This window comes from Photobacterium sp. (assembly GCF_033720175.1).
Taxonomy (GTDB): Bacteria; Pseudomonadota; Gammaproteobacteria; order Enterobacterales; family Vibrionaceae; genus Photobacterium.
The window spans coordinates 94369-105924 of record NZ_JAWWDA010000015.1 but is presented as its reverse complement, the minus strand read 5'-3'; the positions used below and the strand labels follow the sequence as shown (position 1 = coordinate 105924).

The window sequence follows — 11556 nt, the reverse complement described above, 5'->3', positions numbered from 1 at the left end:
GAGCAACTGGCCCTTCCATGTTTAGTACCCAACCAATTGGCTATAACTTTATTCTCACTGGACAATTACTAATGCCTGACGGCAATTTTCGAAGGATACAAAAATGAAACAACAGAATGGTTTTACGCTAATTGAATTGATGATCGTAGTGGCGATTATCGGCATCTTGTCGGCATTTGCGGTGCCTGCATACCAAAATTATGTTTCAAAAGCAGAAGCCAATACAGGTTTAGGTGAATTAGCTGCGCTAAAAACCAATGTCGAAGATCACATCATGAATAATGGTGCTTTCCCTGCTGATCCAGGGACTGTCAATGGGTCAACAAAAGGCGCTAAGGGCACGATCGCATTTGATGCAAAAGCAAATACAATGACATACACGTTTGCAAACGCTACCCCTCCTGTAAATGGGAAAAAAATCGTTCTAACTCGTACTATGGGAACAGGTGTTTGGGCATGCACTTCAGATATTACAGACGCTAAAGTCAAACCATCAACGTGCTCATAACCAATGCAAACCAACCTCGCTTCCATCCTGCACCAGGCTGACTTGATCAGCCCGGAGCAGGCGCAGCAAGTGGTGGACTTTGTCCGGGCAGAAGGCACTAATGTGCCTTCTGCCTTGGTGTCTCTGGCCGTTTTCAGCGACGGCGAACTGGCGCGTCACCTTGAGTCGATTTTTGCCCTCGAGCGGGTCGATGTGCACCAGTACGATTACACCGGATGTTGTAAAACGCTCAACCAGCGCGAGCTGATACTGCGCCATCACGTATTGCCGCTAGGGCTGACCGAATCGACCCTGTTGCTGGGGATCAGCGACCCCACCTATACTGATGCCCAGGATGAGTTCCGCTTTGCCACCGGCAAAAATATCGAGCCGCTGCTGCTCGAAAATAAACAGCTTGAAAGCGCCATCCGGCGGATTTACGGCAGCGACATTGGCGAAACCCAGCATCGCCGCGATGTCAGCGATCAGGATCTGGACGATCTGGTTGATATCAGCGACAGTGAAATTGACGAGACAACCGATTTAAGCCAGGACAGCGCGCCGGTTACCCGCTACATCAACCAGGTACTGCTTGAGGCGGTGCGGAAAAAAGCCTCGGATATCCATTTTGAACCCTATGAAGAGAGCTACCGGATCCGCTTTCGCTGTGACGGTATCCTGCATCAGCATGCCACCCCGCCCGCTCAGCTGTCACGCCGCTTATCGACCCGTTTAAAGGTGATGTCAAAGCTCAATATTGCCGAGCGCCGCCAGCCGCAAGACGGCCGGATCAAACTCAAGTTAACCCCCACCCTCGCGGTTGATCTGCGGGTTTCCAGCCTGCCGACACTGTGGGGCGAAAAGATCGTCCTGCGAATTCTTGACGGCTCCAGCGCCAGTCTGGATATCGATCTTCTCGGTTATAACGCCAAGCAAAAGCAGGACTATCTTGCGGCACTTGAGCAGCCGCAGGGGATGATCCTGATGACCGGGCCGACCGGCAGCGGCAAAACCGTCTCTCTTTATACCGGACTTAAGATCCTCAATACCGACGCGCGCAATGTGTCAACGGCCGAAGATCCGGTCGAAATCAACCTGCCGGGCATTAACCAGGTTCACATCAATACCCAGGTTGGTCTGGGGTTTGCCGAAGCGCTGCGGTCGTTTTTACGTCAGGATCCGGATATCGTGATGGTCGGCGAGATCCGTGATATTGAAACCGCCGCCATTGCGGTAAAAGCCGCCCAAACCGGCCACTTGGTACTTTCGACCTTGCATACCAATTCTGCGGCAGAGACCGTCACCCGCCTCACCAATATGGGGATCGAAGATTTCAATCTGGCCTCTTCGCTGAGCCTGATTATCGCCCAGCGTCTGGCTCGACGCTTATGCCCGCACTGTAAACAGATCCATGATATTGACCCGATCAGCCGGGATAAGCTTGCGATCCCGTTAACCAGCGTGATTTTCAAAGCCAGCGAACACGGCTGCGATGATTGCAATAAAGGCTATTTAGGCCGGGTCGGGATCTATGAAGTGATGCCCTTTAGCCGCGAGCTGGCCGAAGCCCTGGTCGCGGGAGCAAGTACCTTGGAGCTGGAAGCCATCGCCTGTCAACAAGGCATGCAGCGCCTGCAGCAATCGGGGATTGAAAAGCTCACAGATGGCATTACCAGCCTGGCTGAGCTGCAACGTGTTTTGCATTATTAATCGTGTTGAGTTTTGAGTAGCTAGTGGCGAGTGACTAGTAACTCGAAACTCGAAACTCGAAACTCGAAAATAATAAGGATCCGTCATGAAACCAGCCAATAAATTACGCTATTACCACTGGCGCGGCATCAATCCGGCGGGCCGAAAAGTCTCCGGCGTCATTATTGGCTTTCAGGAACAGGAAATTCGCAGCAAGTTGACGGAACAACGGATCCAAATAAAAAAAATAAAACGCCGCAAACCGTCAACGTTCAGCAAACTGAGAAACCAGATGTCATCGGGAGATATCACCGAAACGACTCGTCAACTGGCCACCATGATTGAATCGGGCGTACCAGTGGTACAATCTTTCAAACTGATCTCACAAAGCCACCATAAATCGGAAGTTCGGGCTGTACTGTCACAGGTCACAACCCAGGTTGAAGCGGGTTCGTCGTTAGCCAAGGCATTGAAAACCAGCTCCCCGCTGTTTGATACGTTTTTTTGTGATCTGGTAGAGACCGGCGAGCAAACAGGACACCTCGGTGAGGTCTTTTCCCGTATTGCCACTTACCGGGAAAAAAGCGAATCCACCCGCAAGAAAGTCATTAAGGCGATGATTTACCCGGCAATGGTGACCTTTACGGCCGTATTGGTCACCATTATGATGCTGGTCTTTGTGATCCCGCAATTTGCCAGTATTTTCAGCAGTTTTGGCGCTGAACTGCCGTGGTTTACCCGTCAGGTCATTAAGGCATCGGATTTTCTGACTAACGACGGAGGCTATCTGGCCATTGCGCTCACCGCCCTCTTATTACTCTACCGCTCCTGCTATAAAAAATTCTACCGCTTAAGACTGGCCTCCAATCGACTCACTCTGAAGCTCCCCATCTTGGGTAAAGTACTGCTCAAAGCCACGATTGCGCGTTTTGCCCGCACCCTGGCGACCACGTTCAGTGCCGGAATCCCTCTGCTCACCGGGCTGCAATCAGCCGGTAAAACCACCGGCAACCTCCATATTCAACAAGCAATTCACGAAGCGTATACCAGTACGGCAGCTGGGATGCCTCTATACCTATCTCTACGTCAGTGTAATGTTTTTCCTGAGCTTATGCTGCAAATGACCATGATTGGTGAAGAGTCGGGGGCGCTGGATGACATGCTCAATAAAATGGCCCTGCTCTATGAAGACGATGTCGATAACACGGTCGATAATCTGGGCAAAATTCTCGAGCCGCTGATTATTCTGATCCTGGGCGGGCTTATTGGCAGCCTGTTGGTCGCCATGTATATGCCTATTTTCACCTTGATGAGTGTCATTGGGTAATGATGGAGGTTCGAGATCCTAGAGTAAAGTGGTCCTGAAAACAGGTTTGCCAAGCCGCGTCGGATCCCAGCTTTTCCGCTTTAGCCATAGGGTCTTAGGGCCATAGGGCCATAGGGCCGCTATGCCTGATCGCTAGGATCTCCCCCCTTAATCCCCTACAATAACCGTAATAACTAATATGAGACATTTTCATGGAACTGCTTACTTACTACCCTTGGTTATTTCCTCTCTCCAGTGCTATTTTCGGGCTGTTGATTGGCAGTTTCTTAAATGTGGTGATTTACCGCTTACCCGTTATGATGGAACGGCAATGGAAAGCTGATTGCATTGACTGCTTCCCTGAATTTGGCACGAATGCTGAAACGGCAACACCGTTTAACCTCAACGTACCCCGTTCCCGCTGCCCGCACTGCCAGCATTCTATCACCATGTGGGAGAACATCCCGGTGATCAGCTGGCTCTTGCTTAAAGGTCGCTGCAGTGCCTGTCAGGCCAAAATCAGTGCCCGCTATCCGGCGATTGAGCTATTAACGGCAATAATGACCGCCACAATAGCCATGATGCTGCCGCCTTCACCATGGGCCCTGGCCGTTATTTTCTTCAGCTTTGCACTGATCGCTCTGACCTTTATTGATCTCGATAAAATGTTACTGCCCGATCAAATCACCTTACCGCTGATGTGGACCGGTATTTTTGTTGCCTTGCTTGGCTGGGGGCCGGTCTCGCTGCAAGATGCTATTATCGGGGCGATGGCCGGCTACCTCTCGCTATGGAGCTTATACTGGTGCTTTAAATTGCTAACCGGCAAAGAAGGTATGGGATATGGCGATTTTAAGCTGTTAGCCGCGCTTGGTGCCTGGCTGGGCTGGCAGACTCTGCCTTTTGTGGTCCTGCTCTCTTCCTTGGTAGGTGCAATCTGTGGCATCATCTTGTTGCGTATGCAAAAATCAGATTCGCAAACACCTTTTTCATTTGGCCCCTACCTGGCGATGGCGGGTTGGGTCGGTATTTTATGGGGGAGCCGAGTCATTGACTGGTACCTCGGTTCATATTTAGGACTGTCGCTATGACTATGGTCGTTGGCTTAACGGGCGGTATTGGCAGTGGGAAAACCACTGTCGCTGATTTATTCGCTAAATATGAGATAAACGTTATTGATGCCGATGTCATTGCCAGGGAGGTCGTTGAGCCGGGAACGCCCGGATTAACGGCGATTATCAACAAGCTGGGTCCTGACATATTGCTGACAGATGGCACCCTTGACCGAAGTAAACTCAGACAGGCCATTTTTAATCAACAACCTCTTAAAGAGTGGCTGAACAACCTGTTACACCCGCTTATTCGGGAAAAAATGCAGGATGAGGTAAAGAAGGCAACCTCCCCTTATTGCTTGCTGGTGGTGCCATTGATGGTTGAAAATAATCTGCAAGCGATGACTCACCGCCTGTTAGTGGTGGATGTGGATGAAGGGATACAGGTAGCCCGTACTCAGCAGCGCGACCAGGTTGCTCCTGAGCAGGTAAAAAAGATCCTGGCGGCGCAGGCCTCTCGAGAACAAAGAAACGCCGCTGCAGACGACATCATTTGTAATAATGGCGACAGCACTGTACTTGAAAATAAAGTAGCGGAATTACATCAACAATATCTCGAAATGAGCCGGCTTTATCAGTAATTCCACTGACATTAAGTAACGATACATTCAGAGCCTTCTCTAGAGGTTCAATTCAAGGTGCACTCATGCAGACAAACCGTTTTGAACATCCGTTGAATGAAAGAGTGCGTATTTACTTACGCCTTGAGTCTTTGATCCGGCAAATGACCCATGCCAGCCAGCTGAGCGACCAATGGCAGCATCAGGTATTCTTCCGCGCGCTGTTTGACTTATTGGAAATTCTTGATCAGGTTCAGCTTAAAACCGAGCTGGCTAAAGATCTTGAGAAACAAAGAGTCCGGTTAAAAAATTGGTTAAATGTCGAGGGTGTGGATCAGACCGCGCTTTTAAAGTTACTTGATAATATGGATATCGCGCACCACAAATTAATTGCCGCGACGCGCCTGGGGCAGGATTTACGTGATGACCGCTTTTTAAGTGGCATAAGGCAACGCTTCTCGATTCCCGGCGGCAGTTGCTGCTTTGATCTTCCGGCCCTGCACCACTGGCTGCATTTACCTTTAGCCCATAAGCAAAATGATATTGCTAACTGGCTTAAGCAGCTGGCAGAAATGACCGACGCGCTCAATTTATGGCTTCGTTTTACCCGAGAATCAGGGCAAGTCCAACCGCAAATTGCACGTGGTGGCTTTTTCCAGCATGAGGCAGAGAATGCACATTTATTACGTCTGTATATTTGCCCTAGCTATGGGGTATACCCTATGATATCGGGACATCGTAGCCGTTTTGCCATACGTTTCCTGCCATTTGAGGAAGGCACAGCGATTGCGGATAATATTGAATTTCAACTAGCTATCTGCTGAGGTCACCTCGTGCCACAATCAAAGAATCCTATGATCGTTAAATGCCCTACCTGTAAAGCCGAAGTGGAATGGAATGAGGCAAGTCAATTCCGACCTTTTTGCTCAAAGCGCTGCCAGCTGATTGATCTCGGCGAATGGGCGGAAGAAGATAAAGCGATCCCAGGCGCGCCTGATACGTCTGATTCCGATATCTGGTCGGAAGATATGGGAGAATAATTCCAGTATCAAGAGGCGAGATCCGAGTCTCTCTAAAAAGCGGGAAGAACGGTCCTGAGGACCTATGGTACTAATGCCCGTACCATAGGACCATAGGGCCAGTTTACATCCCCATCAGCTTTTCCAACACCGCATCATTGGCATCCGGGAACGCATAGCGTGTCAAATCCGTCAGTCTCACCCACTCCCCCGGCTGGCCTTCTTTACCATAGGCCTCACCACGAAAGGCTTTTACCAAATAAAAGTCGAACTTGAGTGCCTTATCGGGAAAATCATGCTCCAGCGCGATAAAATGTTCTAATTCCGTGGCTGTAATACCCACCTCTTCAAACAGCTCACGGATGACCGCTTGTTCCGCTGTTTCACCGGCTTCCACTTTACCGCCGGCAAACTCCCAGAACCCGCCCTGGTGTGCTTTTGCAGCACGTCGGGTAATAAAGACCTGATCATGATCAGGGCTGAGAATGATCCCGGCCGAGATCCAAATGCGCTTTTTATCCAAACTGACTTCCTGTTAACCGTATCGAATCACGAGAAACGCGTCTTTACAACACGCGTAACTCACTTCTCGCCACTCGTCTCTGCTATAAAAAAAGCCGCTTGCGCGGCCTTTTTACAATATCAAACAGAACGATACTTGATCAATTAATTGATCTTACCGTGACATTGTTTATATTTTCTGCCAGAACCACATGGGCAAGGCTCGTTACGGCCCACTTTACGCTCATCACGCTGGAAAGTACCGGCAGATGCTTGCTCATCACGGTCATCAGCAATTGGGCTATCGGCACTCTGATGCTGATACTGCTGGCGACGAGCCAGCTCTTCCGCTTGCTGGCGGCGCTCAGCTTCCATACGATCCACTTCTTCCTGCTGCTGTACACGCACTTTGCTCAGGATTGCAATCACATCAGATTTCAGGCTTTCCAGCATCTCCTCAAACAGTTCAAACGACTCGCGCTTGTACTCTTGTTTTGGATTCTTCTGGGCATAGCCGCGCAGGTGAATCCCCTGACGCAGGTGATCCATCGCAGCAAGGTGTTCTTTCCAAAGCATATCCAGATTTTGCAGCATGACCGTCTTTTCGAAGTTACGCAGCACTTCGGCGCCGACCACATTCTCTTTCTGCTGATAAATGGACACCGCTTGCTCAACAATACGTTCGCGCAAAGCTTCTTCGTAAAGCTTGTCTTCCGTGTCCAGCCATTCCTGGATCGGCAGATCCAGATCGAAATCGGCTTTCAGGCGATCTTCCAGCCCTTTCACATCCCACATTTCTTCCAGCGACTGTGGCGGAATGTAGTTGTCAATGATCGTAAGCAGAACATCTTCGCGATTATGTCCGATCATCTCGCTGATATCATCAGCATTCATCAGTTCATCACGTAATTCATAAACGACCTTACGCTGATCGTTCGCCACATCATCGAACTCAAGCAATTGCTTACGGATATCAAAGTTTCGGCCTTCAACCTTACGCTGGGCATTTTCAATCGCTTTGGTCACCCAAGGATGTTCAATCGCTTCGCCTTCTTCCATCCCCAACTTTTTCATCATGTTAGAAACACGCTCTGACGCAAAGATACGCATCAGGCCGTCTTCCATTGATAGATAGAAACGAGAAGAGCCGGCATCACCCTGACGGCCCGAACGACCACGCAACTGGTTATCGATACGGCGAGACTCATGACGCTCGGTACCGATAATATGCAAGCCACCCGCAGCAAGAACAGCGGCATGATCTTCTTTCCACTTCGCTTTAATCTTGTCGATTTGGGCATCCGTTGGTGCTTCCAGCTTGGCAATTTCACTCTGCCAGCTGCCACCTAACACGATATCCGTACCACGACCGGCCATGTTGGTCGCGATAGTGACAGAACCTGTCTGCCCCGCCTGGGCAACAATGTCGGCTTCTTTTTCGTGGAACTTGGCGTTCAGAACCTGGTGCTTAATACCTTGTTTTTTCAATGCATTAGAAAGCATTTCAGATTTTTCAATCGAAACTGTACCCACCAATACCGGTTGGCCTTTGGCAACACGTTCTTTAATATCTTCGCAAATTGCCGCAAACTTCTCTGCCTCGGTCATATAAACCAAATCACCCATATCATCACGGATCATTGGTTTGTTCGTCGGCAGAACGACCGTTTCTAAGCCGTAGATTGACTGGAACTCAAACGCTTCGGTATCAGCAGTACCGGTCATACCCGACAGTTTGCTGTACAAGCGGAAATAGTTCTGGAAAGTTATCGATGCCAGCGTCTGGTTTTCGTTCTGGATCTTCACACCTTCTTTGGCCTCAACCGCCTGGTGAAGACCTTCAGACCAGCGACGACCGGGCATAGTACGTCCCGTGTGCTCATCGACAATGATCACTTCGTCATCTTTAACAATATAATCAACATCGCGTTCAAACAGAACATGGGCACGCAGTGCGGCATTCACATGGTGCAACAGGCTGATGTTCGATGGCGAATACAAGGTATCATCCTCTGCCATCATCCCGTGCTGCTGCAGTAATTCTTCCACGAACTCCTGACCGTTTTCAGTCAGGTAAGTCTGCTTGGATTTCTCGTCAACAGTATAGTGGCCTTCACCACGGTACTCTTCGCTATCTTCCTGATCTTGTCTGATCAGCAAGGGAATCAGCTCATTAATCTTGGTATAAAGCTCTGAACTATCTTCGGCAGGGCCGGAGATGATCAGCGGAGTACGGGCCTCATCGATAAGAATGGAATCGACCTCATCGACAACGGCGAAGAAGCGTTCACGCTGAACACGATCTTCCGGACGGAACGCCATGTTATCGCGCAGGTAATCAAAACCAAATTCGTTGTTGGTACCGTAAAGCACATCGGCGGCGTAAGCTTCTTTTTTCGCTTGCGGCGGCATATTGGGTACGTTGACACCAACGCTCATACCGAGGAATTCAAATAGTGGGCGGTTTGTTTCAGCATCTCGCGCAGCGAGGTAGTCATTCACGGTAACAATGTGAACGCCTTTACCTGTCAGCGCATTCAAGTAAGCAGGCAAGGTTGCAGTCAGTGTTTTACCTTCACCGGTACGCATCTCTGCAATCTGGCAATCATTCAGTACCATACCGCCAAGCAGCTGAACGTCAAAGTGACGCATGCCAAACACACGGTTAGATGCTTCTCGAACGGTTGCAAATGCTTCTGGAAGCAGCTGATCCAGTGTTTCACCCTGATCTAAACGCTCACGAAATTCGGCTGTTTTTGCTTTCAGCTCTTCATCCTGAAGGTTTTCAAATTGAGGTTCTAATTTGTTGATTTCATCAACAATTTTGCGCAAACGACGCAGGGTGCGGTCGTTACGGCTACCGATAACTTTAGTCAGTAGTTTTGATAACATGACGATGCCGTTCTCTTTGTTTATTTCAGCTTACAATACACGCTGAATAGCTTAGTCTGAGGGTCATTGACGGGGATCATAGTCATCCCTGTTCCGCCTGAATCCGTCACTTTGGGTGACAATGAGGCCAACACCTAAAACAATGGTTATAAATGATATTGTGTCACTCCTTGTCACTTTCAAGGGAAATAAGAAAACAATACCATTGTTATGAGATAGTGTCGGATGGAACGACCAATAATAAGCAGCCATTCCCATTGGTTAACAGATCATTTCGGCGCATGACTTCCCATGGAGCTGATATAATAAGCCATATTAACGGTGCCGCCTATGGTAAAAGCAAGTGACTTGCTTCCATATATGAAAAATTAGAACTTATACCAGTCTGGTTAGCCTAATTTTGATCAGGAAACACAAATGTTATGAGAGATCATCGTCCCCAAACAACAGCCAACCTGTTGGATGACAGCAGTCTGAGCAATATTCAGCAGCGTGCGATTGCGCTTAGCAAGCTCAATGATGCGGTGCGCCAACACTTAAATTGTGCCCAGCATTGCCGTGTTAGTAACTATCGCCAGGGGATCTTAATTATTGAAACGTCTTCTGCAGCCTGGTCTATGCGGCTCAACTATGAACGCAATACCTTAATCAGCCAGTTACGTTCTAACCTGCTGCCGAAACTGGTCAATATTGAGATCAAGGTGAATCCGGAACTTGCTGCAGTACAGAAGGCTAAAGAAGATAAAAAGCCGGATATTGTGCAAAAACCGATCAGCGCAGTTGCCGCTCAGCACTTATTAGCCACTGCGGCCAACGCCCCCGAGAAAGTGAAAGCGAAGCTTGAGCGCCTGGCTCAGTTGGCGGCAAAAAAGAGTTAACGATCTTAACTCTTTTGTTCAAACCATTCATATTCATCTGTCTACTGGCTCTCTTTTCGAAAAATGACAACCTTCAGAGATAAAAAAGCCGGACTGAGTCCGGCTTTTTTTAAATGCTTAATCTGTGCTTAGGCGAGCACCATACCCGGTTGGGCAAACGTCACAGGAACGTCTTGTTCTTCCTGGAAGGTTGACCACTCGTACGCTTCTTGATCTGCCAAAACTGCACGCAATAATTGGTTATTCAGTGCATGACCTGATTTGTATGCACGCATTTCACCAATAATATTGTGGCCACACATGTACAGGTCGCCAATCGCGTCCAAGACTTTGTGAGTCACGAGTTCATTGTCAAAACGCAGACCTTCATCATTTAAGATCCGGTAGTCATCCAAAACAATTGCATTGTCAAAACTTCCGCCCAGACACAAATTCTGAGACTGAAGATATTCAATGTCACGCATGAAGCCAAAGGTACGAGCGCGGCTGATATCTTTTACGAATGACTTGCTTGAAAAGTCCAGCACCAAGCGCTGCTGATCTGAATCAATCGCAGGATGATTAAAGTCGATAGCAAAGTCGAGACGGAAACCATTATAAGGAACCAGCTCCGCCCATTTGTCGCCATCTTCAATGCGAACAGGCTTTTTGATACGTAAGAAGCGCTTAGGCGCATTCAACGTTTCAATTCCCGCAGACTGAAGCAGATAAATAAACGGGCTTGCACTGCCATCCATAATTGGGATCTCAGGTGCATCAACTTCGATAATAACATTATCGATCCCCATACCGGCTAATGCTGCATTCAAGTGTTCAACGGTTGAGATACGCACGCCTTGTTCATTCACAAGCGCAGTACATAGCATGGTATCACGCACAGAATTTGCGTCTGCAGGAAAATCCACAGGGGGATTTAAGTCTGTACGACGGTAAATCACACCCGTATTTGCAGCCGCTGGGCGCAAAATAAGCGTGACTTTACGCCCGGAATGAAGACCCACTCCAGTCGTTTGCACAATACTTTTAAGCGTACGTTGTCTGATCATCTGCCTGTCTCAACTGTTTTTCTAGTCTGTCTTCTCCAGACTACTAATCCGCCCATTCCTCTGTTA

General features: G+C 48.8%; 11 protein-coding genes. 8 read left to right on the top strand and 3 right to left on the bottom strand.

Annotated elements, in window-relative coordinates; translation table 11 throughout:
• Nucleotides 1-103 precede the first annotated feature (103 nt).
• The 7 genes from R3289_RS16235 to yacG all read left to right on the top strand — a co-directional run bounded on the left by R3289_RS16235 (nucleotide 104) and on the right by yacG (nucleotide 6194).
• A complete protein-coding gene (locus R3289_RS16235; protein WP_318926733.1) occupies nucleotides 104-508 on the top strand; it encodes a pilin in 405 nt (134 codons plus the stop codon).
• 3 nt (nucleotides 509-511) lie between these two features.
• Entirely contained in the window at nucleotides 512-2197 is a 1686-nt protein-coding gene (gene pilB / locus R3289_RS16230) for a type IV-A pilus assembly ATPase PilB (RefSeq protein WP_318926732.1), read from the top strand.
• Between the two features lie 85 nt (nucleotides 2198-2282).
• A complete protein-coding gene (locus R3289_RS16225; protein ID WP_318926731.1) occupies nucleotides 2283-3503 on the top strand; it encodes a type II secretion system F family protein in 1221 nt (406 codons plus the stop codon).
• Nucleotides 3504-3694: 191 nt separating this feature from the next.
• Nucleotides 3695-4573: an A24 family peptidase gene (locus R3289_RS16220; RefSeq protein ID WP_318926730.1), complete on the top strand. Its 879-nt coding sequence runs from the start codon at nucleotides 3695-3697 to the stop codon at nucleotides 4571-4573.
• Nucleotides 4570-5175 (top strand): dephospho-CoA kinase, encoded by a 606-nt coding sequence (gene coaE / locus R3289_RS16215; protein WP_318926729.1) that lies wholly within the window; start codon nucleotides 4570-4572, stop codon nucleotides 5173-5175. The genes R3289_RS16220 and coaE overlap by 4 nt, the downstream gene beginning before the upstream one ends.
• Before the next feature lie 65 nt (nucleotides 5176-5240).
• A complete protein-coding gene (gene zapD, locus R3289_RS16210; RefSeq protein ID WP_318926728.1) occupies nucleotides 5241-5978 on the top strand; it encodes a cell division protein ZapD in 738 nt (245 codons plus the stop codon).
• A gap of 30 nt (nucleotides 5979-6008) precedes the next feature.
• Nucleotides 6009-6194 carry a DNA gyrase inhibitor YacG gene (gene yacG / locus R3289_RS16205; protein WP_318926727.1) on the top strand — a complete coding sequence of 62 codons (186 nt, stop codon included), beginning with the start codon at nucleotides 6009-6011 and terminating at the stop codon, nucleotides 6192-6194.
• A 103-nt stretch (nucleotides 6195-6297) separates the two neighbouring features.
• On the opposite strand, the gene mutT is transcribed toward yacG, so the two are convergent.
• Both mutT and secA read right to left on the bottom strand, forming a co-directional pair.
• Complete coding sequence (gene mutT, locus R3289_RS16200; protein ID WP_318926726.1) at nucleotides 6298-6696, bottom strand: 8-oxo-dGTP diphosphatase MutT; 399 nt, start codon at nucleotides 6694-6696, stop codon at nucleotides 6298-6300.
• 143 nt (nucleotides 6697-6839) lie between these two features.
• A complete protein-coding gene (secA, locus tag R3289_RS16195; RefSeq protein WP_318926725.1) occupies nucleotides 6840-9566 on the bottom strand; it encodes a preprotein translocase subunit SecA in 2727 nt (908 codons plus the stop codon).
• Between the two features lie 422 nt (nucleotides 9567-9988).
• Here secA and R3289_RS16190 point away from each other — a divergent pair, with 422 nt between their 5' ends.
• On the top strand, nucleotides 9989-10444 hold the full coding sequence (locus tag R3289_RS16190; RefSeq protein ID WP_318926724.1) for a DUF721 domain-containing protein: 456 nt from the start codon (nucleotides 9989-9991) through the stop codon (nucleotides 10442-10444).
• Between the two features lie 128 nt (nucleotides 10445-10572).
• Here the strand turns inward: R3289_RS16190 and lpxC are convergent, their stop codons facing one another.
• A complete protein-coding gene (gene lpxC / locus R3289_RS16185) occupies nucleotides 10573-11490 on the bottom strand; it encodes a UDP-3-O-acyl-N-acetylglucosamine deacetylase (RefSeq protein WP_107283692.1) in 918 nt (305 codons plus the stop codon).
• Nucleotides 11491-11556 lie beyond the last annotated feature (66 nt).

What these genes read in the sequence shown, in the direction of transcription:
- pilB (WP_318926732.1), top strand. Translation starts at nt 512, where the DNA reads ATGCAAACCAACCTCGCTTCCATCCTGCACCAGGCTGACTTGATCAGC.
- zapD (WP_318926728.1), top strand. Translation starts at nt 5,241, where the DNA reads ATGCAGACAAACCGTTTTGAACATCCGTTGAATGAAAGAGTGCGTATT.
- coaE (WP_318926729.1), top strand. Translation starts at nt 4,570, where the DNA reads ATGACTATGGTCGTTGGCTTAACGGGCGGTATTGGCAGTGGGAAAACC.
- R3289_RS16225 (WP_318926731.1), top strand. Translation starts at nt 2,283, where the DNA reads ATGAAACCAGCCAATAAATTACGCTATTACCACTGGCGCGGCATCAAT.
- lpxC (WP_107283692.1), bottom strand. Translation starts at nt 11,490, where the DNA reads ATGATCAGACAACGTACGCTTAAAAGTATTGTGCAAACGACTGGAGTG.
- R3289_RS16190 (WP_318926724.1), top strand. Translation starts at nt 9,989, where the DNA reads ATGAGAGATCATCGTCCCCAAACAACAGCCAACCTGTTGGATGACAGC.
- R3289_RS16235 (WP_318926733.1), top strand. Translation starts at nt 104, where the DNA reads ATGAAACAACAGAATGGTTTTACGCTAATTGAATTGATGATCGTAGTG.
- yacG (WP_318926727.1), top strand. Translation starts at nt 6,009, where the DNA reads ATGATCGTTAAATGCCCTACCTGTAAAGCCGAAGTGGAATGGAATGAG.
- secA (WP_318926725.1), bottom strand. Translation starts at nt 9,566, where the DNA reads ATGTTATCAAAACTACTGACTAAAGTTATCGGTAGCCGTAACGACCGC.
- R3289_RS16220 (WP_318926730.1), top strand. Translation starts at nt 3,695, where the DNA reads ATGGAACTGCTTACTTACTACCCTTGGTTATTTCCTCTCTCCAGTGCT.